A 26,446-nucleotide genomic window follows, 5' to 3' on the forward strand; every position below is an offset into this window, starting at 1 on the left:
GGCGACGTGCTGTCGGGCATCGTCACCGGCTTGCTGGCGCGCGGCTTCGCGGCGCTGCCGGCCGCCGCCATCGGCGCCTGGCTGCATGCCGAAGCGGCCCGCCACTTCGGTCCCGGCCTGATCGCCGAGGATCTGCCCGACCGGATTCCGGCGGCGCTGCGGGGCCTCGGCGGCTGAACTTTCCGCTCGCAAGCCGGAAAGGGCTTTGCTAAGAGGGGCGCCGATCCGCCGCCCGGCGCGGATCGCGATGCGGGTGTGGCGAAATTGGCAGACGCACCAGATTTAGGTTCTGGCGCCGCAAGGCGTGGGGGTTCAAGTCCCTCCACCCGCACCAAGCAATCCCAGGCGGGATCCCACCGATCAGCCGGACCGGCCCGATTCCGCCGCCCGGCCGCACCGGCTTGCGCGGCTATTCGCCTTTGCCCGGCCGCGGCGGCGGGCGCGGGTTGATCGGCGCCGGGCCTCTGCGGTAGCCAATGGGAAGCGGCTTGCCGGCCGCCATGATCCGGCCGCGCCGTGATCGCGCATCCGGGTGCCGGACCGTTCCGGAAAAAAAGCCGTCTCGACAGGATCAGAACATGCTGGACGCCGTCGGAAGAGCTTGCAGGATCCTTGCCCAGGAAGGGGTTTCCGGGGCCGTCAACCGGCTCAGATACCGCCGCGACGGGCGGCTCATGCAGGGGCGGCGGGTCGGCGCCGGGCGGCAAGGCTTCGTCCTGCTGGGCGAAGGCAGGCTGATGGCGGGCTTTCGTCGCGAACTGGCGCGCCGGGGACTGCTTGGGCAGGTGTCGCGGCCCGGGGCGACGCGCAAGATCTTCTTCAACCCGCATCCGGCCGAATTCCACGATCCCAAGCTGGCGGCGGCGGTGCTGGACGACGATTATTTCGCCGCCCTGCATCCGGGCGACGAGGAGGCGCGGGCCGGGCTGTGCTCGGGCTGCCCGCTGATCGTCACCTCGGTGGCCGGGCTGCATCGCGTACAGGCCCTGGGCGCGGCGCTGCGCGACGTCACGCTGATCCCCGGCCAGACCCGGCGGCACGGGCTGCGGCTGGCGGTGGGGCGCTGGCTGGTCTATGCCGACGCGCTGGCGCCGGACGATTACCTGGCCGACCTGCTGGCGCTGACGCCGCCGATCCGCAGCCGCGACCGCATCTGCATCAGCCTGCCGGAATATACCGGACGGCGGGCGCATTTCGAAAGCGCCAATCCCTCGGACTTCCGGCTGTTCAACGGCATCCGGCTGCTGCCGGCCTGGCAGGGCTGCGCCTGGAGCTACAAGGCCATCGCCGTCAAGGCGTTGCAATCCGGCGCCCGGCGGCTGACCATCTGCGAGGACGACGCCTGGTTCGCCGCGGATTTCTCGGCCTGTTTCAAGGCGATCAACCGCTATCTGGACCGCAGCCGCTGGGACGTGTTCAACGGCGTCATGACCCGGATCGAGGGCGAGCCGGACATCCGCCTGCGCCGGCGCCTGGGCCGCAACCACATCATCCACACCCCGCACATGATGGGCATGGTGTTCAACGTCTACAACCGCACGGCGCTGGAATGGATGGCAGACTGGAGCCCCGATGCCGGCGGGGCCGGGACCAACACCATCGACGAATGGATGAACGCCATGCCGGGGCTGAAGGTGGTCTCGGCGGTGCCCTTCATCGCCGGCCATCGCGAGGATGCGCATTCGACGATCTTCGGCTTCAAGAACGCCCGCTACAGCGGCATGATCCGCGCCACCGAGCGCGAGATCCTGTCGCGGATCGAGCCGGTCTGAGGGCGCGGCGGCCGCGGCCGGCGGCGGATCATTCCGCGGCCAGCGCCGCCTCGCCCAGCAGATGCCGGCGCAGCGCCAGCGCCACCTCGGGGATCTGCGCCAGCCGGTGCAGTTCGGCGGGCCGGATCGGCTCGCGCCTTTCGGGCAGCTGCGACAGGTCGCGGTCGTAAAGCGCCAGGCCCATGGCCTGCTCCAGCGCCCGGGTCTCGGGCTCCAGCGCCCCCATCAGCGTCTGCGCCTCGGCCCGGGTCAGGAAATGCGCGCTGCCCTTGCCGTGTTTGAGCAGGGCGCGCTGCGCCGTCCGGATCTCGGCCGAGGCGCCGGCGCTGCGGGCCATGTCGGTCAGCAGCGAATGCAGATACAGCGCCTCGCGGCTTTGCGAGGAATTGGCCATCTTCGGCCGCTGGACCAGCCCGCCGGTCAGGCCGAGCGCGGCGAAGAAATCGTCCACCACGTCGCCCTTGTGCAGCAGCGCCCGGTCGAAACGCCGGATCAGCACGTTCTCGGGGCCGAAGACCTCGACATAATGCAGCAGGGTGCGGGCGAAGTTGACCTTGCCGCCGGCCACGATCCTTTTCAGGATGTCTTCCTGCCGGGACAGGGTGAAGGTGCCGCCGGCCTTGACATATTCGTTGGTCAGGCTGTGGACGAACTGGTCGGGCCGCCGCACATAGGCCAGCACCGTCACCCGCTGGCCCAGGCCGCGCAGGAAATCGGCCAGCCGCGCGATCTCCTCGGGCTCGGTCAGCTGCGAGGACAAGTGCTCGGCCGAGAAGACGATCTTGCGCACCGAATCGAAGGGCAGGCCCCCCTCATAGGCATAGTCCCCGAAGCTGGTCCGGGCCTGCCAGCGCGAATTGTCCCGCCAGCGCCGGCGCTGCGGCGTCTGGGCGGCCAGCACCAGCCCGACGCTGTTGCCCGAGGAACCCGGCGCGCTGGAGGCGAAATGGCAGTCGAAATGCACGCCGATCCGGGCGAGACCGGCGCTGTTGGCCTTCAGCGTCTGCTGGATCGAGGTGGTGCCGGTCTTTTCCAGCCCGATATGCACCACCACCTCGCGGCCGGCCGCGCCGGCGGGGGTTTTCCTGACTCTGGCGAACTGTCCCAGCATGGTCTTACCTTCCCGGCAGAAGATGGTGCTTTTCGGCGGTTTCCAGGACGCCGTTCCTGATCTTCTGGCGCGACAGGGCGTGCAGCGTGCCGCCGGTCCTTTGCGCCAGGGCCACCGCGACGCCGGCGCTGGCGCCGAGCGTCATCCAGATCGGCTCCATGCGGATCGAGCCGAAGGCGACGTGGCTGGCCGAGACGGCATTGACCACCAGCAGGTTGCGCGCCTCCTCGCGCCGGGGCAGGATCAGCTCCATCGGCAGCTGGAACTTCAGGATCTTCTTCGAGAAGAACTGCCCCTCGCGCACCGGGCGGGTGCCCTGGGCGTTGACATACCAGCGCGCCGGCTTGCAATCGAGGTGATAGGCGCCCTGGCCGAGCGAGCCCTCCTCGTCGGCGGTCTCGTCCATCAGGTCGTGCACGGTGACGACCTTTTCGCCCGAGAGCCTGCGCCCCTCGCGCACGTAAAGCGCCGGCGGGAAGCCGTCGCGATATTCGTCCAGCGGATACCAATAGCGGCGCATGATGGTCTGGATCTCGGCCGGGACGGCGGGGTCGGTGCGCAGGAACCAGATCACCCCCTGGGTATAGTCGCGGAATTCCTGCAGGATGTGTGCCCTTCCGGCGGCCGAGGCGGCGATCCAGCCCTGCGACAGCAGCGGGTTGTTGGTCGGGACCAGGTTGCCCGAGTTCAGGTCCACCTTCTGGTTGGGCAGCTGGGCGATGTGCAGATAGCCGTTGCGGATCGAATCGTTGCGAGCCGTGTTCACCAGCCCCGAGCCGGTCCGGTCGGCGCCGATCAGCCGCCGGAACAGCTCGTAATTCGCCGGGTCGTAGTTTTCCGGCGGCGCCAGTTCGCGCATGTTGGCCGGATCGCCGGTCAGCGTGACCCGAAAGCAATAGGCCTGGACCCGCCAGTCGCCGGCGCCTTGCTGCAGTGGCTCATAGGGTTCCAGCCAGGGCAGGGGCTTGCCGTCGCGGAACGGATCGACCGGCGCGGCAAGCCCGCCATACATCGGTCCCGGCTTGCCGACGCCGCCGCGGACCTCGTCATAGCTGTCGCGGGGTTCGCGGCCGACGACATGCGAGATCTGCGCCAGGGGCATCAGGTCGCCCTCATAGGTGCCGTCCACCCACCAGGTCGCGGAAATGCGCTGGCCGGTGCTGGTTTCCGCCTCGACCACCCGACCGCCGAGCTTGCGCAGCCGGTCCAGCCGGCAATCCGTCAGCACCCGCACCCCGGCCTCGCGCAGCAGGTCCTGAAAGATCTCGCCGCAGATCTTCGGCTCGTGCCGGATGGTCATGATGCGCTGGCCGTAATGGGCGCTGCAACGGGAAAAGAACTCGCGCACCAGCCCCTTGATCAGGCTGGGCACCGGCGCGTCCGTGGCGTTCAGCCCCGAGGTCAGCAGCCCGCCGACATGGCCGGTCGGCTCGACCAGAACCACGGACAGCTCCGAGCGGGCCGCGGCGATCGCCGCCATGATCCCGGCCGGGCTGGCGCCGTAGACGCAAAGATCGGCGGCGATCTGCCGTGGCCCCCGCGACGAGACCGCAGCCGGCTGGCTTGCGGCGGCGGCGGCCGGCGGGACGGGTTGGGCGGACTCGGCCGCTTCCCTGTTTGCCAGAAATCCCTGGCCCCGGAAGATGTTGCGAATGTTCATGTCTTTCCTGCTTCCGCCGTTCCGGAACCGTCCCGGCCAAGTCGCGCGGCTGCGCCTGTTTCGGTAAGGACCGCGTTTCGCGGAACGGTCCGGCTCAACCCTTGATCAGCACGCCGAAGCGCTTGTTCACGATGCAGACGAAATCGTGCAGCTCCATGCGCATCATGCAGCGGAAACCCTCGCGCGAGGATTCCGAGTAATAGAGGTCGTCCACGATGATGATGGATTGCGGCGCCATCCAGCCGATCAGCGACTTGAAGGCGCGCAGCATGCTGTCCTTGTCGTGCATGGCGTCGATGAAGGCCAGGTCGATCGCCGCCGTCCCGGCCAGATGGCCGGGAAAGCAGGCGAAATCGCCCTGCACCACCCGCGAGCCGGGATCGACCAGATTGACCGAGGCCTGGGCGATCTGCGCATAGTCGGAAATCTCGAAAGAGAGCAGCGTGCCGCCTTCGGCCCGGCGGGCGGCGGCGGCGAGATACATGGACGAGATGCCGAAGCCGGCGCCGTTCTCGACCAGCAGCTTCGCGTCGATGCTGCGCGCAAGATTGTAAAGCACCGCGCCATAGGCCGGCGAGACCGAAAGCAGGTCCGCCGTGACCTGCCCCTCGGCCCCGCCGCCGGCGTGATACTGGCCGGCATAGCTGGGATGCAGCGGCGCCGGCGCGTAATGGCGCAGCGCGATGCGGCGGCGGCCGATCTCGGCCAGTTCGGCCGGGTCGACCGGGGCCTCGAGCACCTTGCGAAACCGCGCGCGGTTCCAGCGGGGCGAGGATTCGCGCAGATAGGTGACCGCGACGCGGCTGCCCTCCGCCGCGGCCTCGGGGGCGCGGTTGGTTTCGGACGCACGGTTGTCTTCGGGTGCGCGGTTGTCTTCGGGGGTGGGTTCCGCATCGGCGGGCTGGGTCATGTCGGGCCTTTGTTCCGCGGCCGGGCGCCAGTCGTCATGCATCGGCGCGCCAGCTTTCCATCCATTCCTGCGCCGCGTGCCGGATGGCGGGCGCCGCCGCGAAGGGGGCCGCATCCAGCAGCGCCGCGATGTCTATCGGCTTGCGGGCGGACAGGAAGCGGTCCGGCGCGATGCTGTCCTCGTCGAGGCGCAGCAACTCGGAAAGATCCACCGCCTCCGGCGCCTTCTCGTGGCCGATGGAGCGATAATAGTCGTCGAACTTGATGCCGTCACCGTGGATCTGCGTACTGGAGCCGGTCACCGTGGCCAGGCAGGCGGGAATGCCATAGGCCTGCGCGATGATCACCCCGTGCAGCGAGGAGGAGATGATGCGCTCGCAGTCCAGCATCTCGTCCAGAAAGGCCTCGATCTCGTCATAGCCGATGCGGCGGATGTCGATGCGCTTGATGCCGGGGGCGACGGGCGTCGCCATGTCCTCATGGGTGAAATGCAGGATCAGCCCGGTCTTGCAGCGCGGCGGCGCCTTGCGCGGATACAGGACCGGCAGCAGCCAGGCCGGGTCGCCATAGATCTCGGGGCAGGTGCCGCCATTGGCCAGCACCAGGTCGCGGGTCAGCGGCCCGCGCACGGCGTGGTAATGCGCGCCGGCCGCCAGCTTGTCGCCCGAGTTCGGCGTGCCGCTGCCCCAGACATCGCTGCCGTCGCGGGCATATTTGATCACCGAGCCGATGGCGCAAAGGCCGACGCCGCGCCCCTCCCATTGCGGCGGGATGCCGGTCACATGCTCGACGATATAGGGGTTCACGATATCGCCCAGATTGCCCGGATAGGGCTGTTCCCACCAGAACAGCTTCACCCGTTCCCCGGGGGCGATGCCGCGCTCCTCGGCGCGTCGGTCCAGCGAGGCGCGGAACAGGCGGCTGCGCGAGAAGCTGATCACCGCCTCGTTGCCGGTGGCGGCGATCGCCTCGGCCAGCGCATCGGTCTGCGCCCAGTCCTTGGCGTCGATCGCCTGCAGCAGCCGGAAGCGCAGCGCATAGGGGTGCAAGTGCTCGTTGTCGCGATAGCGTTTCAGGTTGGCGGCCAGAATTTCGGGATCCGGGAACTTGGCCGAGATCTCCAGCAGCCGGTGATAGCTGGCAAAATCCTCGGGGTCGCGGGCCAGAAGCGCGTGGTAATAGTCGCAGACCAGGTTGCGCCGGCCGGCGCGGGCGGCGTCCGAGATCAGGTCCAGGATCACCGCCTTCTGGCTTTCCGGGCGCAGGATGTCGGGCCGGTGCTGCAGCACCTTGCCCTTGAACTCCTTCACGTTGCCGCTGTCGCCATGCAGGAAATAGGCGCCGGGATTTTCCGGGTCCTGCGGGCGGGCGATGTCGTTGGGCGACAGCACCAGCAGCCGCGGGCGGGCGGTGGTGCGGCGGAACGCTTCCTCCAGGATGTAGTCGTCGGTGAAGTCGCCGCGGGTGTCGCGCTCGACCCGCTTGCATTCATAGAGCAGCTCCAGCGTCTCGCGCGTGTAGTTCAGGATCAGGTAGCCCGGATGGAAGCGGCGGGCGTAAAGCGAGAAGTTCTCCTGCGGCAGGAAGCGGAAGCCGCGCATGAAGACCGCAAGGTCATAGGCGCGGCTGGCCAGGTTGTCGACGTTGCGCAGCAGCCTGGTGTCGACATCCACCCACATGATGGTGCTGCGGTGCTTGAGCAGCATCTTGCGGTAGAAGCGGACCTTGGCGCGGCAGATCTCGCTCCAGCTGGCGTTTTCGGGGAAGCTGATCGGCTGGATGTCGTGCAGCATGCCCAGCTCGTCGCAGCGGGCGCGCAGCTCGTCGGCCTTTTCCTCGTAATAGCCGCCCTCGGTATAGAAGCTGACGATGGTGATGCGCTGCCTGGGGATCTCGCGCCGGCGCCGCAGATAGCGCAGCACCGATTCCGGCAGGATCTTCTTGGCCAGGGTGATGGACAGCGGGGCCGGGGTCGCGCGAAAGAGATTGGTCTGGATATTCGTCTCGGTCATGGCTGCAGCTCTTTTCAAGAGGCTTGACCGCCGCGGAAAGTGCGGCCGGTCGGGAAGGCGGGACGGTCGGAACCGGAAACTCGTTGCACAACAGCGCCGGATCGCTCCGGCAGGGCCCCGGCGCGCCCGAGGAGGCGGCGGCGCGGCGCGGGCCCTTCCGGCCCCGGCATCCGGGGCCCTGAAGTCCGACCGTCGCGGCCGGGTGGAAGCGGGGGCCGGACCCCGGGGGATCGGCCGGCGGTCATCTTTGCGCCAGGTCGCGGTGCCATTTCGTCAGCAGCGCCAGGCCGGCGCCGAACAGCACCGCGGCCAGCAGCGCGACATAGAGCGGCTCGACATAGCCGGCCCGGTAGGTCGAATAGAAACCCGAGCGGCTGGTGCCGACGATGTGGATCAGCGGGTTGAACCAGAGATAGTCCCGAAACGGCATCGGGATGCTCTCGAACGAGATGAAGATGCAGGAGAGCAGGAACAGCGGTCGGGTGATGATCGCCCAGACATTCGCCCAGACCGGGAAGCGCCGCATCAGGAAGCAGTTCATGCAGCCTACGCCCAGGGCCAGGCCGGCCGACATCAGGAAGGCCAGCACCACCTTGGGCAGGTCCAGGATCAGCTCGATATTGTCGTAATAGATGATCCCGCTGACCACGATGACGAAGACCAGCGCGTGGATCATGCAGGCCAGGACGAAGCGGGCGATGATCGCATCGACGAAGGTCACGCCGGGATAGAACAGCAGCTGCTTCGAGAAGGACAGCGATTGCGCGATCTTGCGGCTGATGTCGAGGAACATCATGAAGGGCAGCAGCCCCGAGGCATAGAACAGCGCGAAGCTGGAGCCGATCGGCGGCACCCGCACCGCCAGCGAGAAGATGACCGTCAGCAGCGCGATGCCGCCCACCGGCTCGAGCACGGTCCAGATGAAGCCCCCCGGCGACTTGCCGTACGAGGTGGACATCTCGCGGAAGATCAGCGCCCCGATGGTCCGCAGGGCGGGCATCCGGCGCAGCGGGTGGGACTGGGGCATCAGGCCTTGCATCATCGGCTAGTCCTCGTCCTCTTCGTCGCCGCTGGTGCCCATGTTCGCCTCGTGCACGCGGATGGCTTCCTCGACATCGTCGAAATAGCTCAGCCGGCCCTGGTGCAGCACCGCGGCCGCGTCGCAGACCTTGCGGATCAGCCCCATCGAGTGCGACACCATGATGGCGCCGCTGGTCTTCAGCCGGTTGCGGAAATAGGTCTGGCTCTTGTCGCGGAAATTGCCGTCCCCGACCGAGGTCACCTCGTCCACCAGATAGGTGTCGAAATGGATGCCCATCGAGACGCCGAAGGCCAGCCGCGAGCGCATCCCCGAGGAATAATGCCCGAAGGGCAGATACAGGTGATGGCCCAGATCCGAGAAATGCGCGACGAAGGCCAGCAACTGCTCGGGATCGACATTGTAGACCCGGGCGATGAAGCGGGTGTTCTGGGCGCCGGTCAGTTCCGGGTGGAAGCTGCCGGCGAAGCCCACCGGCCAGGATACCGTGCCGGTGGTGACCACCCGGCCGCGATCGGGGCGCACCACCCCGGCGATCATGCGCAGCAGCGTCGACTTGCCGGCGCCGTTATGGCCCAGCAGCCCGACGCTGCGGCCGGCGGGGAAGGTCATGTTCAGATCGCGCGCGACGACGGTGGTCCGTCCGCTGACCGTGAAGCTCTTGGAAAGGTTTTCCAGCCGGATCATCAGTGGCGGTCGCGGTTGCTGTAGCCGATCAGCACCAGGCTGAGCCAACCGATGAAGATGAAGGTGACGGCCAGGACGGTGATCATCAGCCGCCGCGGCCGGGTCGCGGTTTCCGACAGGGTCGGCTCCACGAAGGTCGCCAGGTAGCGGCTGTCCTGCTCGGATTTCGCGCGCGCCGCCTCGACCCCCGACAGCGCCAGGCTGTAGCTTTTCTCGGCCAGTTCCAGGTCGAGCTGCAGCTTGGTGTACCTGTCCAGGATCTTGCTGAAGCTGGCATCCTCCGATCCCGGCGCCTCGCCGACGAAATTCTGCCGTTCCTGCTCGATGCGGCGCTTGAGCACGTCCACCCGCAGCTCGGCCTGGGTCAGGCGCACGTCGGCGGTGCCCTGCTTGCGCAGCGTCTCGACCTGGATCATCGCCTCGGTCAGTTCCTGCGACAGGCTGGTGACGACGCTGGCATTGATGCTCAGCACCGATTGCGGGTCGATCAGCTTGGACTGGTCGCGGAACTGCGCCAGCGCCACCCGGGCCTCGGCCAGCCGCGCCTCGGTCTGGGCCAGGTCGCGCTGCGCATAGCGCAGCGAATTCTCGCGCGCCTCGTCCGAGATGGCGTTGACCAGGTGGCCGGCGGCCTTGTGGATGCCCCTGGCGATGCGGTTGGCGTCCTCGGCGGTGAAGGCGCGCACCTCGATCTCGATCATGCCGGTGGCGGAATCGACGCTGATCGTCGCCATGCGCCGCCAATATTCCACCAGTTCCTCAAGGCTGGCGCCGTCATGCAGGGCAAAGACCGGGTCCATGCGCGGCTTGGTATAGATGGCGCGCAGGTCGATCTCGCGGTCGAGCTGGGCGACGAAATTCGGGCTGCGCAGGTGCTTGTAGACGATCTGCGCATCGGTGGTGGCATTGCCGACCGAAGACAGGCCGATCCCGGCCAGCAGGCCCAGGTTCGGGCTTTCCTCGTCGCGGACCACGAACGAGACCTCGGAGACATACTGGTCGCGCGCGATCAGGAACATGTAGCTGCCGACCAGCAGCGCCGGCAGCAGGAACAGCAGCAGGAAGCTGCCCAGCACCAGGCTGTGGACGCGGGTCCAGCCGGCCCGGCCGACCGGCGGCAGCACGCGCGGATTGGCGGCCGGGGCGCTGGCGGGCTTGCTCTCGGCGGGTTTGGCCGGAGCGGGATTGGCCGGCGCAGGTTTGGCCGGTGCGGGTTTGGCCGGCGCGGGCTTGCCGGGCGTCGGCTTGCTTTTCCCGGGCCGACCTTCGCCGGGCCGACTTTCGCTGGGCCGACCCTCTCCGGGCTTGCCTTCCCGGGCCTTGGTTTCCCTGGCCTGGCCTTCCTTGACCGGCGGGTTGCGGTCCGGCGTTTCAAGATCTTTCACGAAGACCACCGATCATTGTTTCCCAGCGCTGCGCGCCGCGCAATCATAGGCCGCGACGGCTTCGGCCAAGGCCGCCTCGACCGCGTCCATCACCGGGGCGGGGATGCGGTCATGTTCGACCAGCGCCGCCAGGTCGCGGTGGCGCAGGTCCGGACCGACGGCTTGCGGCAGGCGTTCGGGCAGGCCGACGCCGGCGGCATAGTCGCGGTATTTCATCTGGTCGCCGCTGACCGCGTCCTCGAATCCCTCGAAGGTGATCAGCCCGACCGGGATGCCATAGGCCTGGCAGGTGATGTAGACATGCATGGCGCTGGTCAGCACCGCGTCATAGCCCAGCAGTGTGCCGATCAGCGCCTCGATCTCGGGGCGGCGCGAGACCAGCACCGAAAGCTCGTCCACCTGTTCGGGAAGCCGCAGCGAGATCTTGCGATGCGCGAAATGCCGGATCAGCGCCAGGCGGCCGTTGGTCCGCCCGGACCGCGCCAGCGGGATGAGCCGCGGCAGGATCGCCGCCGGATCGCCGAAGCGGTCGATGCGGGGGCCGCCGGCCTCGGCCAGCAGCCGGGCCGAATGCGGGCCGCGCAGCGAGACATAGGTGGCGTCCGGCGCGATCTCGGCATCGGCGCGGCTGAAGCCGGCGCCGACCAGGATCGAGCTTTTCTGCGCAAAGCGCCCGATCGAGCCCACCGCCATCAGATGCGGCCCGGCCTTGATCTCGTCATGGCGCTGGAAGCGCACCGGCCGGCCCGTCACCTGCTGCACGATCAGCGGCGACAGCCAGTCGCCGTAATTGCCGGGATAGGGCTTGTCCCACCACAGCAGCGGCAGCGCCTCGCCGGTCCCGGCCTCGGCATGGTCCAGCAGCGCCCTGGCGGCGCCGATCACCGCGCGGTCGGCGTGGTTCAGCAGCCGGCGCGCGGCGATCTCCTCGATCCGGGCGTTCACCGCCTCGGCCCGGCCCTGGCGGGCGTCGTGGACCAGGTTGTAGATGCTGCGCTGCGAGATCCCGCGCGACGCCGGCAAGCTGGGCGAGAGATATTCGGTCAGCCCGATCTCGTCCGACAGCCGGCGCAGCGGAATGGCGAGGCGTTGCGGCAGCGCGCCCTGCACCCGGCGCGCGGCGCGCAACGCCGCCGAGCGGGCGCCGGCCGTGCCGCGGGGCTCGGCCGCGCGGCGGTTGCGGTCGTGCTGCGCCGCCTGTCCCTTGAAGGTGGCGACATTGCCGCTGGAGCCGAAATAGAAGAACGGCCGGCGCCCGGCCTCGGGCAGGTCGGCGCGTCCCAAGAGCATCGAGGAGGGGATCATCTGGAAGGTCAGCCGGTCGGCATTCTTGCGCCAGGCCTCCTCGAAGAAGAAATCGTCGGTGGCGCGCAGCCGCATGCTGTCGCAGGCTTCGCGCGCGTCGCGGATATAGCCGCGCGCCGCCGGGGTGATGTTGATGCCCCAGAAGCAGGGCTCCCAGAAGCGGGCGCTGTTGGCATAGCCGATGCGCATCGGATGGCCGAAGCCGCGCTGGAAGCCGATGATGTCGGCCGAAAAGCCGGAGACGAAATCGGGCAGGTAGTCGATGTCGCAATCGACGTCGATCCAGAACACCTTGCGCTGCGGGTTCCGTTCGCAGACCGCATGCAGGAAGGGGATCTTCCTGCGGCAGATCTCCAGCCATTCCTCGCCCGGGGCCTTGTCGACCTCGACGATCTCATGCGCCAGGCCCAGCCGGTCCAGCGACTGGCGCAGGTTCCGGGCGGATTGCGCGTAATAGTCGTCCGGAGTGTGGAATGAGCAGAAAAGCACATCTTCTGGAAGCGGCCCACCGAAAGCCATGATCTGATCTCGTTCTTGTTCTTGGTGCCCGTCAGGCAAGGACAAAAGGGCTGCAGCCGACCGTCACACAGTCGGCAGCCTTGCTAAACCGTCGCGTTCAGTTGGCGCAACCGGGGGTGGCGACCGTGGGCAGGATCGGGCGGATGCGGTCGATACGCCGCTTAAAGAATCGGCATCCCGCCGATGGCGGGGCTTGTCCTTGCCCGGCGGGCAGTATGGCAGAGCCCGGTTTTTGCGGGCCCGATGCGTCGCCGCCGGGGCTTTCCGGCCATAGGCGGGAACCTGCGCGAGCGGCGGGCCGCCACCCGGAAAAAGGCCGGGTCAATGCCCGGCGTAAAGCCGGAAAACCGGCGACGGCCGCCCCGAACCGTCGAAAAACGCCGAGGTGGACAGGCTGCGGCCGTCGCCGAACGTGCCGCCCGAGAACCAGCAATAGCCCCGAATCCACGGCGTGCGGTCCATATAGGCGAGGATGTCGGTCATGAAGCGCAGGCTTTCCTCGACCCCGTAACGGTTGCGCTTGCGCCCCTGGGCCGAGCGCCAGTCGGCCACGCCGATCTCGGTCACCCAGATCGGCCGGCCGTAAAGCCGCCAGGTATCCTCCAGCCGCTCGACCACCTGTTCCAGGTTCGGCGCCGAATAGGAATGGAAGCCGATGGAATCGATCTTCAGCCTGCGGCGTTCGGCCTGCAGCATGAAATTGGTCATCCAGCGGCCGCGCGAATTCACGCAGGAGGGCGAGACGATCTCGTCCGCCCGGTCCTGGAATTTCGGCCATGCGTCCAGCGCCTCGGGCACCGACAGGTTCGCCTGGTTGCGGCCGTCGGGCTCGTTGAAGCCGAACAGGATCGGCGCGCGGCGGTCGAGCAGCCGCAGCCGCTGCGGCGTGCGTTTGGGGTTCCAGCCCCAGACCATCGGCGCGAAGGGAATGTCGATGTCGGGATGCGGCGACAGGCTCCAGTTGTAATACCAGTCGCAGCCCAGATCGGGGCGCCAGGCGTGGGCGGGACCGCAAAAGCCTTTCTTGCCGGCGGGGCGGAAGGCGGCCCCGGCCGGCGCCGCGGCGAGGCTCAGCGCCGCGGCGGCGCCGATCTTCAGCAGCGCGCGACGGGAAAGGGGAAATCTGTGCTGCACTGTCCTGAACCGCTGACCTGTGGCATCATCGGCCCCATGACTTCGGCAATGGCGCCCCGGCGGTCAACCGCGGATTGAGAGGAAGGCGGCCGCTTCGCCAAACCGGCGGATATCCTCTCACACCGGGCCGGGGAACGGGCCGGCTTTCGCCGGCGCAGCGGCCCGCCGTTTCCAGCGGGCCGCGAGGGTGTCACTCCAGCTCGACCATCAGGTCTTTCGCGTCGATCTGCTCTCCCGCCCTGACGTGCAGGGCTTTCACCACCCCGGCGCGGTCGGCATGGATGCCGGTTTCCATCTTCATCGCCTCGATGGTCAGCAGCAGGTCGCCGGGATTGACCTTCTGGCCCTGCGTGACGGCGACCGAGGCGACGACGCCGGGCATCGGCGCACCCAGATGGCCCTCGTTCGCCGGGTCGGCCTTGGGACGGGCGGCGGTCTGCGACTTCACCAGCCGGTTCGGCACCCGGATCACCCGCGGCTGGCCGTTCAGCTCGAAGAACACCTTGACCTCGCCGGTCTCGTCGGTCTCGCCCACGGTCTGCAGCCGGATCTCCAGCGTCTTGCCGGGGTCGATCTCGGCCTCGATCTCCTCGCCCGGCTCCATGCCGTAGAAGAAGCTCCGCGTCGGCAGCGTCCGCACCGGGCCGTATTGCCGGTGCCGGCCCATGTAGTCCAAAAAGACCTTGGGATACATCAGATAGCCGTTCAGATCCTCGTCATCGACCGCCTTGCCTTCCAGCTGGCGGATCAGGTCGGCGCGGGTGGCCTCGAGGTCGACCGGCGGCATGGCGGCGCCGGGACGGGCGGTCAGGGCAGGCTCGCCCTTCAGCACCTTCTTCTGCAGGGCGGCGGGCCAGCCCCCGGGCGGTTGGCCCAGATTGCCCTTCATCATGTCGACGACCGAATCGGGGAAGGAGACCTCGACCGCCGGATCCTCGACCTGCGCCCGCGTCAGCCCCTGCGCCACCATCATCAGCGCCATGTCGCCCACCACCTTCGAGCTGGGCGTGACCTTGACGATGTCGCCGAACATCCGGTTCACCTCGGCATAGGCATGGGCGACCTCGTGCCAGCGCTCTTCCAGGCCAAGGCTGCGGGCCTGGGCCTTGAGGTTGGTGAACTGGCCCCCCGGCATCTCGTGCAGCCAGACCTCCGAGGCCGGGGCCTGCAGGCCGCTCTCGAAGGCGGCATATTGTTCGCGCACCGCCTCCCAGTAGTTCGAGATCCGGCGGATCGCCTCGATATCCAGGCCGGTGTCGCGCCCGGTATGGCGCAGCGCCTCGACCACCGAGCCCAGGCAGGGCTGCGAGGTATTGCCGGAAAACGCGTCCATGGCGCAATCCACCGCATCCACCCCGGCCTCGGCCGCGGCCAGGATCGAGGCGCCGGCGATGCCGCCGGTGTCATGGGTGTGGAAATGCACCGGCAGGCCGATTTCTTCCTTCAGCGCCCGCACGAGAACCCCGGCCGAGGCGGGCTTCAGAAGCCCCGCCATGTCCTTGAGCCCCAGCACATGCGCCCCGGCGTCGCGCAGCTCGCGACCCATCTTCAGGTAGTATTGCAGGTCGTATTTCGACCGGGCCGGGTCCAGCAGGTCGCCGGTATAGCAGATCGTGCCCTCGCAGATCTTGCCGCTCTCGATCACCGCATCCATGGCGACGCGCATGTTCTCGACCCAGTTCAGGCTGTCGAAGACCCGGAACACGTCCACGCCGGTCTTGGCCGCCTGGCGGACGAATTCCTGCACCACGTTGTCGGGATAGTTGGTATAGCCGACGCCGTTGCTGGCCCGCAGCAGCATCTGCGTCATCAGGTTCGGCATCCGCGCCCGGATGTCGCGCAGCCGCTGCCAGGGGCATTCCTGCAGGAAGCGATAGGCGACGTCGAAAGTCGCGCCGCCCCAGCATTCGACCGAGAACAGGCCGGGCAGGTTCGCGGCATAGGCCGGCGCCACCCGGATCATGTCGATCGAGCGCATGCGCGTGGCCAGCAGCGACTGGTGGCCGTCGCGCATCGAGGTGTCGGTGATCAAGAGCCGCTTCTGATCCAGCATCCAGTCGGCGACGGCTTTCGCCCCCCGTTCCTCCAGAAGCTGCCTTGTGCCCGGCGCCGGTTCGGCCTTGGCCACGGGCGGCACGGGAATGCGCGCCTCGGCCGGCGGCAGCGGCCGGCCGGCGGTCTCGGGATGGCCGTTCACGGTGATGTCGGCGATATAGACCAGCAGTTTCGTCGCCCGGTCGCGGCGCTTGCGGAACGCGAACAGGTCCGGCGTGGTGTCGATGAACTTGGTCGTATAGGTGTCGTCGAGGAAGGTCGGGTGTTTCAGCAGGTTGATGACGAATTCGATATTCGTCGCCACGCCGCGCACCCGGAACTCGCGCAGCGCCCGGTCCATGCGCGCGATGGCCTTCTCGGGCGTCTGGGCATGGGCGGTGACCTTGACCAGCAGAGAATCGTAATAGCGGGTGATGACGCCGCCGGAATAGGCGGTGCCGCCGTCGAGGCGAATGCCGTTGCCGGTGGCCGAGCGATAGGCGGTGATGCGGCCGTAATCCGGGATGAAGTTGTTCAGCGGATCCTCGGTCGTGACCCGGCATTGCAGGGCATGGCCGTTCAGGTGCACGTCCTGCTGGCTGGCGACGCCGGTGGCCTGCGCCAGCGTCGCGCCCTCGGCGATCAGGATCTGGCTCTGCACGATGTCGATGCCGGTGACCTCCTCGGTCACGGTATGCTCGACCTGGACGCGCGGGTTCACCTCGATGAAGTAGAACGCCTGGCTGTCCATATCCATCAGGAACTCGACGGTGCCGGCGTTCTGGTAGCCGACGGCGCGGCCGATCCTCAGCGCCAGCTCGCAGACCTCGGCGCGCTGCTCGGGGGTCAGATAGGGCGCCGGGGCGCGCTCGACCACCTTCTGGTTGCGGCGCTGCACGGTGCAGTCGCGTTCATAAAGATGGTAAAGCCCGCCATGGCCGTCGCCCAGAAGCTGCACCTCGACATGGCGGGCGCGCAGGATCATCTTTTCCAGGTAGCCCTCGCCGTTGCCGAAGGCGGCCTCGGCCTCGCGCCGGCCCTCGCGCACCTTCTCGGGCAGCTCCTCGGGGCCCATGATCGGCCGCATGCCGCGCCCGCCGCCGCCCCAGCTGGCTTTCAGCATCAGCGGATAGCCGATGGTCGCGGCCTCGGCCTTGATCGCCTCCATGTCCTCGCCCAAGACCTCGGTGGCCGGAATGACCGGCACGCCGGCGCCGATGGCGACGCGGCGGGCGCTGGCCTTGTCGCCGAGCGCCCGCATGGTGTCGGCGCTCGGCCCGATGAAGGTGATCCCCGCCGCCTTGCAGGCATCGACGAAATCGGGGTTCTCGGACAGAAGCCCATAGCCCGGATGGATGGCATCGGCGCCGGATTCCTTCGCGACGCGGATGATCTCGGGGATCGACAGATAGGCCGCCACCGGCCCCAGGCCGCCGCCGATGCGGTAAGCCTCGTCCGCCTTGAAGCGGTGCAGGCTCAGCTTGTCTTCCTCGGCATAGACCGCGACCGTCTTCTTCCCAAGCTCGTTTGCCGCCCGCATCACCCGGATCGCAATCTCGCCACGGTTCGCTACTAGAATCTTATGGAACATCCGTCCCCCCATGTTCGCCCGGCGGGCATCCTATCCATGCTGCGGTGCAGCGCAAGCACCCTTCGCGACGCTTTCGTGACACGGGGTTTCTCATTTCAGCGGCGTTGGCGAAAGAATTCTTGCAGCAGGCGGCGCGATTCTTCTGCCGAAATGCCGTCGATGATCTCTGGCCGGTGGTGGCATTGCGGATGGTCGAAGACCCGCGCGCCATGGCGCACGCCGCCCATGCGGGGATCCTCGGCGCCGTAATAAAGCAGCGCGATGCGCGCGGCCGAGATGGCGGCGGCGCACATCGGGCAGGGCTCCAGCGTCACCCAGAGCCGCGCGCCCGGCAGCCGTTCCGAGCCGATGGCGGCGCAGGCGGCGCGGATCGCCAGGATCTCGGCATGGGCGGTGGGGTCGCGCATCTCGCGCGTGCGGTTGCCGGCGCGGTCCAGCACCGCGCCGTCGGCCCCCACCAGCACGGCGCCGACCGGCACCTCGCCGCGCCGGGCGGCGGCACGGTCCTCATCAAGCGCTGCGGGCATGTGCGAGGCGAAATCCATGCGCGCTTTTCGCGCGGCGGCGACCGTCGCGCAAGAACTGCTTTCCATCTTCATGCGTTGGGCGTAGAGAGCCCGCTTTGCCACCGCAGCGATGCGCAGGAGATCGCCATGACCGAAGACCGTCCCGAAGACCGCCCCGAATCCGTCCCCAATCCGCAGACCGACCGCATCGCCAAGGTGATGGCCCGCGCCGGCGTCGCCTCGCGCCGCGAGGCCGAGCGCATGATCCTGGAAGGCCGGGTGTCGGTGAACGGCCAGAAGATCGACAGCCCGGCGCTGGACGTGACCCCGCAGGACAAGATCCGCGTCGACGGCAAGCCGCTGGACGAGCCGCAGGAGACGCGGCTGTGGCTTTATTACAAGCCGGTGGGGCTGGTGACCTCGGCCTCGGACGAGAAGGGGCGGCAGACGGTGTTCGACGCTCTGCCGCGCGACCTGCCGCGGGTGATGACCGTCGGCCGGCTGGACCTGAATTCCGAAGGGCTGCTGCTGCTGACCAATGACGGCGAGCTGAAGCGCCGGCTGGAGCTGCCGACCACCGGCTGGCTGCGCCGGTATCGCGTGCGGGTGAACGGCCAGCCCAATGACCTGACCTTCGCGCCGCTGCGCCGCGGCGTCACCATCGAGGGCGAGGAATTCGCGCCGATGGAGATCAATCTCGACAGCCAGCAGGGTGCCAATGCCTGGCTGACCGTCGGCATCCGCGAGGGCCGCAACCGCGAGATCCGCCGCGCCATGTCCCATGTCGGGCTGATCGTGAACCGGCTGATCCGCATCGGCTACGGCCCGTTCAAGCTGACCGGGCTGGAGGAGAACGAGGTGCGCGAGGTCAAGCGCAAGGTGCTGCGCGACCAAATGGGCGGGCTGTTGACCGGCGAGGCCGAGGAAAAGCCGCGCAGCTTCCGCGAACGCGGCGCCGCCCATGCGGAGGAGGGCGAGCGTCCGCGCAAGCCCTGCGCCGAGGCCGGCCGCAGGCCCTTCGCGCCGCGCGAGGACGGCGAGCGCCGCCCCTTTGCCCGCCGTGAGGAGGGCGACCGGAAGCCTTTCGCGCGTCGCGAGGACGGCGAGCGCAAGCCCTTCGCCCGGCGCGAGGACGGCGAGCGCAAACCCTTCGCCAAGCGGGCGGAGGGCGACCGCAAGCCTTTTGCCCGGCGCGAGGATGGCGACCGCAAGCCCTTTGCCAAGCGCGAGGACGGCGAGCGCAAGCCCTTTGCCCGCCGTGCGGAAGGCGATGGCAAGCCGGCCCGCGACGGGGCCCGCAAGCCCTTCGGCAAGGGACCGCGCGACGAGGCGCGGCGCGACGGCGATCGGCCGCAGCGCGGCGGCAAGCCGGCTTTCAAAGGCGGCGTGAAGGCCGAGGGCGAGCGCGGTTTCAAGCCGCGCGGCGACAGGCCCGAGGGTGGCTTCAAGCCGCGGGGCGAGGGCAAGCCCGACCGGCCCTTCAAGCCCGGCAGGCCCGGCCCGAAACCCGGCTCGAAACCCGGTGCCCCCAGAACCGGGCGCGCGCCCGGAAAAGGCCCGCGACCGGAGGGGAAAGGCCCGCGGCGCGGCTGATCGCGCCTTTTGGGGATAAGGTCAGGCTGCCTGCGCCGCTTTGCAAAGAGCGGCGATCACGGCGATCTGCCGGCGCGGCAGCGTCGCGCCAAGGGCGCCGGCCTCATGCGGCTGGCCGGGCCGCCCCTTTGCTGTTCACTTGGTCAGGATAAGTTTGCCGGCGCGGGTGATGCGCAGGTTGTAGACCTGATCGCCCAGGACGATCAGCGCCTGATTGCCGCCAGCGGTCAGCATTTCCGCATGATATTCGGGAAGGCGCTGCAGGGCGGTCACGCCGGGACGCGTGAATTCGGCGGGGCGGGTCGCGGTCATGTCCAGTTCCTCGTTTCTGTCGCGGTGATCGTAACCTGACAAATTTCCTAAGGGATGTCAAAGAAAAATAGTCGGGAATTGCCGCGCCGGTTAGGAAGTTGATTTCGAAACCGAAAAAGCGGGCGACTCTGCGTCGCCCGCCTGATCCGTCCCCCGGCTGCTGGTCGCGATCTGCCAATGCGATTCCGGTGCTAGCCCTGTCCCAGACAGTCGGTCAGGGTCTGGGCCATGCCGCGCAGGATCACCCCGTAAAGCGCCGCGCCGGACTGGCTGCCGCGGCCCTCGGGATCCAGCGGCGCGCCCTGGCGGACCGGGCTGCCCTCGGTCACGGCGGCGATCAGCTTGGGGTCGTGATTCGCCTCGGGGAAGGCGCAGACCGCGCCCTGCTCGGCGATTTCCTCGCGAATCGCCCTGAGCCGCGCGGCCGAAGGGGTCGAGGCATCGCCCAGGCTGACCGGGATGGCCGGCTCCAGCCCGTAATGGCCGGTGAAATAGCCATAGGCGTCATGGAAGACCACGAAGCGCTTGCCCTGCGCCGGGCCGAGGCCGGCCTTGAGCTCGCCATCCAGCGCCGCGATCTCCGCCGCCGCCTTTTCGGCATTGGCGGCATAGGCGGCTGCATGGTCCGGGTCGCGCTCGGACAGCGCGGCGGCGATGGCCTGCAGCCAGGCCTGGCCGTTGGCGGGGTCCAGCCAGGCATGCGGATCGGTGCCGGAATGCGGGTGGTCGTGCCCGTCCCCGGCATGGTCATGCGCCCCGCTATGGTCGTGGCCGTTCCCGCCGTCATAGTCGCGGCGATGCGTCTCGGGCCGGTCGAGCAGGGTCAGCGATCGGCTGCCCTTGGGCAGCGCCGAGGCGCCGCGTTCCAGCCAGGGCGTCAGCGCCGGCCCGACCCAGATCAGCAGCTCGGCATCCTGCAGGCTGCGGGCCTGGCTGGGGCGCAGCTGATAGTGATGCGGGTCGCCGCCCGCCTCCAGCAGCACCTCGGGGGCGCCCAGATCGCCCATCACCTGCTGGACGAGCGAGCCGATGGCGGGAATGTCGGTCACGACGCGCGGCACCTCGGCCCGGGCGGGCAGGGCGGTGGCGCCAAGCGCGGCGGCGAGAAGCAGAGAGGGATATCGGATCATGTCAGGCTCACTTGCGGAAACGCGAGAGTTATTTATGTTATATCGTAACTCGTCAAGCAGAATTGTAATGGTATAACATCATGCCCACCGATCCCGCCCCGGCCGATCCCTTTCACGAGCACGACCACGCGCATTGCGCCGCCGCCGTGCTGCGCCGCGCCGAGGAGCAGGCCAAGGCCGAGGGCGTGCGCCTGACCCCGGTGCGGCGCCGCGCGCTGGAGATCCTGCTGGAATCGCATCGCGCCATGGGCGCCTATGAGGTGCTGGAACGGCTGTCGGCCGAGGGGTTCGGCAAGCAGCCGCCCGTCGCCTATCGCGCGCTGGATTTCCTTGTCGAACAGGGACTTGCCCATCGCGTGCAGCGGCTGAACGCCTATGCCGCCTGCCTGTCGGCCGAGCGCGACCATTCCCCCGCCTTCCTGATCTGCCGCGGCTGCGAGCAGGTGGCCGAAGCCGACGGGCCGGAATTGCGCGCCGCGCTTCAGGGCCTTGCCGGCGCCGGGGGTTTCCGCATCGAGCGCTCGACGGTGGAACTGCTGGGCCTCTGCGCCCGCTGCACCGAAGCGGGGCTCTGATGGTCGACCTGATCCGCGCCGCCGATCTGTCGGTCAGCCATGCCGGGGCCGACCTGCCGGTGCTGAACCGGGTCGATTTCCACATCCGCCCGGCCGAGATCGTCACCGTGGTCGGCCCGAACGGCTCGGGCAAGTCGACGCTGGTGCGGGCGCTGCTGGGCCATGTGGCGCTGTCCTCGGGCCGGGTCGAACGGGCGCCGGGCCTGCGCATCGGCTATGTTCCGCAGCGCGTGCATGTCGAGCGCGCCATGCCGATGACCGTGCGCCGCTTCCTGTCGCTGCCGCACCGGGTCGGCGACGCCCAGGCCGCCGCCGCGCTGGCGCGGACCGGGGTGCAGGGGCTGGAATCGCGGCAGATCACCCAGCTTTCCGGCGGACAGTTCCAGCGCGTGCTGCTGGCCCGGGCGCTGCTGGGCGATCCGCAGCTTCTGGTGCTGGACGAGCCGACCCAGGGCCTGGACCAGCCGGGCATCGTCGCCTTCTACAAGCTGATCGAGGAGGTGCGGGCCGAGACCGGCGCCGCCGTGCTGATGGTCAGCCACGACCTGCTGGTGGTCATGCGCGCCTCGGACCGGGTGGTGTGCCTGAACGGCCATGTCTGCTGCGAGGGCACGCCGCAGGCGGTCAGCGCCGCCCCGGCCTATCGCGCCATGTTCGGCGCGGAATCGCAGGGCACGCTGGCGCTTTACCAGCATCACCACGATCACGACCACGACCATGTCGCAGAGGGCCACCTGCATGGCCCGGCCTGCGCCCATACGCATTGAGGCCCCATGCTTGACGATTTTCTGACCCGAGCCGTGCTGGCGGGGCTTGGCCTTGTGCTGGCGACGGGGGCGCTCGGCTCCTTCGTGGTCTGGCGCCGCATGGCCTATTTCGGCGATTCGACCGCGCATGCGGCGATTCTCGGCGTGGCGCTGAGCTTCGCCTTCTCGCTGCCGATCTATCTGGGCACGCTGGGGGTGGCGGTTGCCATGGCGCTGATCGTGGCGCAGCTGACCGCACGCGGCCAGTCGATGGACACGGTGCTGGGGGTGTTGGCGCATAGCGCGCTGGCGCTGGGCCTGGTGGGGGTCAGCTTCGTGCCCTCGCTGCGCACCGGGCTGGACGCCTTCCTGTTCGGCGACATCCTGGCGGTGACGCGGGCCGACCTGGCCTGGATCTGGGGCGGCGCGCTGCTGGTCCTTGGCCTGCTGGTCTGGCGCTGGCAGCGGCTGGTGACGGCCTCGGTGAACGAGGAACTGGCGATGGCGGCGGGAATCGATCCGGCGCGCGAGCGGCTGATCCTGTCCCTGGCGCTGGCGCTGGTGGTGGCCATCGCGATTCGCATCGTCGGCGCGCTGCTGATCTCGGCCATGCTGATCGTGCCGGCTGCGGCCGCACGGGGATTCGCAGCAACGCCCGAGCAGATGGCCGGTTCCGCCACCGCCATCGGGGCGATCGCGGTCCTGGGCGGGCTGGGGGCCAGCCTGTGGCTGGACACGCCCGCAGGCCCGTCGATCGTCGCGGTTTCAGCGGTGATTTATGCTTTCAGTCTGGTGGTTTGCCGGAAATAGCCCGCAGAATCCAGGGGCAGGGAACCGGCAGGTTTCGGCCGGTTCGGCGGCGGTATCTCGCCGAACTCGTAAGGTGTTGGCTATTATGCAACAGTTGCCTGTGACGCGCATGATTCCCCGATCAAGACCGCTTTCCAAGTCCTTGGGTTTATGCGACTGTCTCAGCGATGTTGCTGGAAACGGCAGCCTTCAAAGTACTGAACGGAGCATGATCATGACCAAATTCGCTACCTTCGCCCTGGCCCTCGGCCTGACGGCTTCGTCGGCTCTCGCCGGCGGCTACGTTGCCCCCGTCGTGGAAGTCGAGCCGGTCGTCGTCGACGAGAAGCCCGCTTCGTCGAACGCTGGCCTCGTCGTTCCGGCCCTGCTGCTGCTGGGCGTCATCGCCGCCGTCGCTTCGGACGACGACGACAGCTGATAACTGAGCGGGACTTCGGTTCCGCAAGGTTCTCAAAGGGGCTGACCTTGGGTCGGCCCCTTTTTCATGCGTTCTGCCGCCGGCATGGCAGGCCATTCGGGACAGGGCCCGGTGTTCCGCCTTTGGCCTGTCTGGGGACCGGTTTTCGGGCGCCCGGGACGGGTGCGGAAGCGGCCGGCCGTTCCGGGCGGCGGCGCCGTGCCGGGGCCGCGGGGCCATGGGATCGGGGAGCCGGAATGCGGCTGCCTGTGCGCCAAGCTGCATCAGACACGCAAGAAGCCGGCCCGGGGGCCGGCTTTCGCGTCCTTGCCGTCGCCTGGGGCCTGTTCAGGGCCGCAGGGTCTGGATGGTGACATAGCCCAGACGCGGCCCCAGCCATTGGCGCGAGACCGGCAGGTGGCCGCCCTGCGGCATGTAGCTGTTCTGGAAGCTGGCGCCGTGGCCTTCGCAGCTTTCCGCCACCACGCCGGCTTTCGGGCCGGGACCGACGGTGCAGTCGAAGCGCAACGGCCGCTCCAGCCCGTCGCCGCTGTAATAGCGCATCACCCGCGGGGCCGAGCCGGCGCGGCCGGCGCGGATCAGCGGCTCGGTCTGCGGCTCGGCCACCGACAGGTCGTTGCCCAGGCCGCGCGTGCCGACGACCAGGCCGTCGCGCAGGATCAGCGCCTCTTTCGAGGGCGCCATATAGGTCCGCATGGCGCCGTTCTGCCCGGTCATCGCCAGGACCTGGCTGCGGCCCAGCGATTCGAACCCGACCAGGATCAGCGGCGCCGGGTTCACGCGCAACGCCTCGGCGGCCATCTGCTCGGGCGTGCGGGCGGGGGCGGGGGCCTCGGCCTCCTTGTCGCCGCGCACCCGCGCCACGGTGCCGCCGGCCGCCTTGGCGGCGATCAGCAGCGGGTTGGTGTCGTTGCCGCTGTCGTCGTTGCCGCAGGCGGCCAGTCCGGCGACCAGCAGCGCCGACAGCGCCGCCTTGTGGATGCGGGTCGTGATCATCGCCAGAAGCCCCCCCAGCCCTGATAGAGTTTGACCGATTGCGCGTCGCGGACCTTGTCGTAGAGCCGGCCGTTCACGTTCACCCGGGCGCCGCCGTCGCGCGACAGCGAACGCAGGGTGCTGCCGGCCCGGTCGCGGGTCGGCGTGCCGATCGCCCAGGAGACCGGGATCGAGAGGGTGATGCCCTTGTCGAACGAGCCCTCGCCGAATTCCTCGTCGCTGAGGTCGGTCTTGGTGGCGAAGGCGCCGATGCGCCAGCCATTGGCGAATTCGCGGGTCAGGGTGAAGGTCGCGCCCTTGTCGCCGGCCAAGTACTTGCCGACATCCAGCTGCGCGGTGAAGCCGTTGGCGAATTCGTAATAGGCCGAGACATGGCCGGTGGTGACCTCGTAGTCGCGGAAGCCGAAGACATCCTCGAAGTCGCGCTTCTTCACCCGGTTGACCTCGGCGCCGAAGGCCAGCGGCGAGTTCGCCGGCTTCCACAGCACCTCGCCCGAGACGCCGCCATAGGCGCGCTCCAGCAGGCCGACGGTCATGCGGGTATAGACCGCCTCGGTCGGCTGGGCATACCAGGCCAGCGTCAGCTCGGGGATGGTCGGGCTGTCGTTGCCGGTATACATGCGGGTGTCCGACCGGACCCGCGGCACGCCGTTCAGGTATTCGTTGGCCGGGTCCGAGACATAGTCCTCGGGCGTGTAATGCTCGCCGCGCTGGCCGGGAATGCCCGGCCCGCGCTGTTCCATGCTGCCGAAGGCGCGCTGGCGCACGGTGCCCGACAGGATCAGGCCCGGCATCAGCTCGTAGCTGGCCTTCAGCTGCGCGCCGACCTCGTAGCGCAGCGGGTCCTGCGGGTCGAAGACCCCGATGTCCAGATAGGGCGCGAGGTTCCAGCGGAAGCGCGGGAACAGGCCCGGCGTGGTCACCAGGTCGCCCGGCCGCGGATCGGCATCGACCAGTTGCGAGGCGCTGGCGATGCGGCCGGCCTCGGTATTCTCCAGCCGCTCGACATCCGAGCGCTTCAGCACCACCGAGGAGGTCGCCATGCCCTCGGAATTCGAGGTGATGACCAGCGTCTCGACCGAGGGCGGCAGGGCGCGGCTCATCAGCCGCGCGGTGCGGCCGATGGCCTCGGATTGCTGGATATAGCGGGTGTTGCGGATGCGGACCTCGGCGCGGCTGCCGGACAGCGCCATGGATTCCAGCATCTGCCCCTCGTCGGCCAGCGCGTCGGCCAGCGCGGTCTGGATCGCCGGCTGCGCGGTCGGATCGGCCGACCAGGCGCCCGACCAGCCCTCGGGATCGGCCGAAGGCGCGGGGCGCGGCCGCACCGGCGCCGGGGCCTTTTCCAGCCCCGAGGGGAAGGGCGCGTTGCGCGGGTTCAGCGCAAAGCTGAACTGCGCCCCGAAGGTGTCGCCGCCCAGCGTGTACAGCCCGACCTGATAGCTGGGGCTGAAGGTGTAATAGGCGCCGACGTTGAACCGGCCCGGATCGCCGTCGCCCTGGGGCGCGTCGAAGACGTTGCCGTCGGCCCGGCGATAGAAGGCGGTGTATTTGTCGTTGGAATATTCGGCGACCAGCCGCAGCTTGTCCGTCGCCTGCCAGGTGACCGAGCCGAAGGGCCGCGCCTTGCCGCGGAACCACTGGTCCACGTTCGGCTTGCCGCCGGTGTCGGTGATGTCGATCACCCGCGAGTTGCCGGCCATGGTGCCCCAGCCGATGCCCAGGCTGGCGCGGATTTTCGGGGTGATGGTCTTGGTGGCGACGATGTATTCGCCGGAATAGATCCCGGTGCCCAGGAAGTCCTGCAGGCCGACCGCGACGGCCGGGCGCCAGCCCGCCTCGTCCAGGACCTGGAAGCGCAGGTCGAAGGAACGGTCCCAGAGATGGCCCAGTTCGTTGTGGTCGTTGATCCCCTCGACCCGCGAATAGCGCAGCGCCGTGGTCAGCCGCGGATGCAGCTGGAAGACGATGTTATGCCGCCGGCTGCGGTCGGTATAGGACACCGTGCCGCCCAGCGTCGCGTCCGGCAGCATCTCGGCCGTGGGGGTATCGACACCGCCGGGCAGGCCATAGCTGTTCAGCACATCGCCGATCATCGGATCGGTGCGGGCCGGGCCGCTGCCAAGGCCAAGCAGAAGCGCCACCGGCACGGTCGAGGCCAGCAGGCGACGGGTAAGGATCGAATGGGCGCGCATCGGCGGG

General features: G+C 68.7%; 21 protein-coding genes, 1 tRNA gene and 1 pseudogene. 8 read left to right on the forward strand and 15 right to left on the reverse strand.

Annotated elements, in window-relative coordinates; genetic code table 11:
• The 3 genes and pseudogenes from ACFOMP_RS07860 to ACFOMP_RS07870 form a co-directional block, all read left to right on the forward strand.
• Nucleotides 1–177, forward strand: a pseudogene (locus ACFOMP_RS07860) (bifunctional ADP-dependent NAD(P)H-hydrate dehydratase/NAD(P)H-hydrate epimerase); the annotation flags it as partial.
• A 72-nt stretch (nt 178–249) separates the two neighbouring features.
• Nucleotides 250–334 (forward strand) — tRNA-Leu (locus ACFOMP_RS07865).
• A 244-nt stretch (nt 335–578) separates the two neighbouring features.
• The gene (locus ACFOMP_RS07870) at nt 579–1,772 is read left to right on the forward strand and encodes a hypothetical protein (RefSeq protein WP_379029242.1); all 1,194 of its coding nucleotides are present in this window, start codon (nt 579–581) and stop codon (nt 1,770–1,772) included.
• Nucleotides 1,773–1,800: 28 nt separating this feature from the next.
• Here ACFOMP_RS07870 and ACFOMP_RS07875 read toward each other — a convergent pair whose 3' ends face one another.
• The 11 genes from ACFOMP_RS07875 to ACFOMP_RS07925 form a co-directional block, all read right to left on the reverse strand.
• Entirely contained in the window at nt 1,801–2,883 is a 1,083-nt protein-coding gene (locus tag ACFOMP_RS07875) for a hypothetical protein (RefSeq protein ID WP_289895789.1), read from the reverse strand.
• 4 nt (nt 2,884–2,887) lie between these two features.
• Nucleotides 2,888–4,543 (reverse strand): FAD-dependent oxidoreductase, encoded by a 1,656-nt coding sequence (locus ACFOMP_RS07880; RefSeq protein ID WP_379029245.1) that lies wholly within the window; start codon nt 4,541–4,543, stop codon nt 2,888–2,890.
• A 94-nt stretch (nt 4,544–4,637) separates the two neighbouring features.
• The gene (locus ACFOMP_RS07885) at nt 4,638–5,453 is read right to left on the reverse strand and encodes an O-methyltransferase (RefSeq protein ID WP_379029248.1); all 816 of its coding nucleotides are present in this window, start codon (nt 5,451–5,453) and stop codon (nt 4,638–4,640) included.
• Nucleotides 5,454–5,487: 34 nt separating this feature from the next.
• On the reverse strand, nt 5,488–7,464 hold the full coding sequence (locus tag ACFOMP_RS07890) for a polysaccharide pyruvyl transferase family protein (protein WP_379029251.1): 1,977 nt from the start codon (nt 7,462–7,464) through the stop codon (nt 5,488–5,490).
• 241 nt (nt 7,465–7,705) lie between these two features.
• On the reverse strand, nt 7,706–8,506 hold the full coding sequence (locus tag ACFOMP_RS07895) for an ABC transporter permease (RefSeq protein ID WP_019352681.1): 801 nt from the start codon (nt 8,504–8,506) through the stop codon (nt 7,706–7,708).
• A gap of 3 nt (nt 8,507–8,509) precedes the next feature.
• On the reverse strand, nt 8,510–9,190 hold the full coding sequence (locus ACFOMP_RS07900; RefSeq protein WP_289895784.1) for an ABC transporter ATP-binding protein: 681 nt from the start codon (nt 9,188–9,190) through the stop codon (nt 8,510–8,512).
• Entirely contained in the window at nt 9,190–10,575 is a 1,386-nt protein-coding gene (locus ACFOMP_RS07905; RefSeq protein ID WP_379029256.1) for a hypothetical protein, read from the reverse strand. Before ACFOMP_RS07905 ends, ACFOMP_RS07900 begins: the two co-directional genes overlap by 1 nt.
• Before the next feature lie 12 nt (nt 10,576–10,587).
• The gene (locus tag ACFOMP_RS07910) at nt 10,588–12,369 is read right to left on the reverse strand and encodes a polysaccharide pyruvyl transferase family protein (protein ID WP_379029259.1); all 1,782 of its coding nucleotides are present in this window, start codon (nt 12,367–12,369) and stop codon (nt 10,588–10,590) included.
• Between the two features lie 351 nt (nt 12,370–12,720).
• Entirely contained in the window at nt 12,721–13,533 is an 813-nt protein-coding gene (locus ACFOMP_RS07915; RefSeq protein WP_289895781.1) for a glycosyl hydrolase, read from the reverse strand.
• A gap of 190 nt (nt 13,534–13,723) precedes the next feature.
• Entirely contained in the window at nt 13,724–17,158 is a 3,435-nt protein-coding gene (locus ACFOMP_RS07920; protein WP_379029262.1) for a pyruvate carboxylase, read from the reverse strand.
• Between the two features lie 95 nt (nt 17,159–17,253).
• Nucleotides 17,254–17,703, reverse strand: coding sequence for a nucleoside deaminase (locus ACFOMP_RS07925; protein ID WP_379029265.1), 450 nt, complete (start codon nt 17,701–17,703; stop codon nt 17,254–17,256).
• A 108-nt stretch (nt 17,704–17,811) separates the two neighbouring features.
• Between ACFOMP_RS07925 and ACFOMP_RS07930 the strand changes: the two genes are divergently transcribed.
• The gene (locus ACFOMP_RS07930) at nt 17,812–19,257 is read left to right on the forward strand and encodes a pseudouridine synthase (RefSeq protein ID WP_379029268.1); all 1,446 of its coding nucleotides are present in this window, start codon (nt 17,812–17,814) and stop codon (nt 19,255–19,257) included.
• Nucleotides 19,258–19,392: 135 nt separating this feature from the next.
• Here the strand turns inward: ACFOMP_RS07930 and hemP are convergent, their stop codons facing one another.
• Nucleotides 19,393–19,569, reverse strand: a complete 177-nt coding sequence (gene hemP, locus ACFOMP_RS07935) for a hemin uptake protein HemP (RefSeq protein WP_289895778.1) — start codon at nt 19,567–19,569, stop codon at nt 19,393–19,395.
• Nucleotides 19,570–19,760: 191 nt separating this feature from the next.
• The gene (locus tag ACFOMP_RS07940) at nt 19,761–20,699 is read right to left on the reverse strand and encodes a zinc ABC transporter substrate-binding protein (RefSeq protein ID WP_379029271.1); all 939 of its coding nucleotides are present in this window, start codon (nt 20,697–20,699) and stop codon (nt 19,761–19,763) included.
• Nucleotides 20,700–20,779: 80 nt separating this feature from the next.
• On the opposite strand from ACFOMP_RS07940, the gene ACFOMP_RS07945 reads away from it, so the two are divergent.
• The 4 genes from ACFOMP_RS07945 to ACFOMP_RS07960 all read left to right on the forward strand — a co-directional run bounded on the left by ACFOMP_RS07945 (nt 20,780) and on the right by ACFOMP_RS07960 (nt 23,248).
• On the forward strand, nt 20,780–21,274 hold the full coding sequence (locus tag ACFOMP_RS07945; RefSeq protein ID WP_289895776.1) for a Fur family transcriptional regulator: 495 nt from the start codon (nt 20,780–20,782) through the stop codon (nt 21,272–21,274).
• Nucleotides 21,274–22,041 (forward strand): ATP-binding cassette domain-containing protein, encoded by a 768-nt coding sequence (locus ACFOMP_RS07950; RefSeq protein ID WP_289895775.1) that lies wholly within the window; start codon nt 21,274–21,276, stop codon nt 22,039–22,041. Before ACFOMP_RS07945 ends, ACFOMP_RS07950 begins: the two co-directional genes overlap by 1 nt.
• 6 nt (nt 22,042–22,047) lie before the next feature.
• Nucleotides 22,048–22,830 carry a metal ABC transporter permease gene (locus ACFOMP_RS07955; protein WP_289895774.1) on the forward strand — a complete coding sequence of 261 codons (783 nt, stop codon included), beginning with the start codon at nt 22,048–22,050 and terminating at the stop codon, nt 22,828–22,830.
• Between the two features lie 214 nt (nt 22,831–23,044).
• The gene (locus ACFOMP_RS07960; protein WP_379029276.1) at nt 23,045–23,248 is read left to right on the forward strand and encodes a hypothetical protein; all 204 of its coding nucleotides are present in this window, start codon (nt 23,045–23,047) and stop codon (nt 23,246–23,248) included.
• Between the two features lie 327 nt (nt 23,249–23,575).
• On the opposite strand, the gene ACFOMP_RS07965 is transcribed toward ACFOMP_RS07960, so the two are convergent.
• Nucleotides 23,576–24,244, reverse strand: coding sequence for a YjbF family lipoprotein (locus tag ACFOMP_RS07965; RefSeq protein ID WP_289895773.1), 669 nt, complete (start codon nt 24,242–24,244; stop codon nt 23,576–23,578).
• On the reverse strand, nt 24,241–26,439 hold the full coding sequence (locus ACFOMP_RS07970) for a YjbH domain-containing protein (RefSeq protein ID WP_379029279.1): 2,199 nt from the start codon (nt 26,437–26,439) through the stop codon (nt 24,241–24,243). Before ACFOMP_RS07970 ends, ACFOMP_RS07965 begins: the two co-directional genes overlap by 4 nt.
• Nucleotides 26,440–26,446: the final 7 nt, after the last annotated feature.

Origin of the sequence: Paracoccus simplex, assembly GCF_042648325.1 — a bacterium.
GTDB lineage: Bacteria > Pseudomonadota > Alphaproteobacteria > Rhodobacterales > Rhodobacteraceae > Paracoccus > Paracoccus simplex.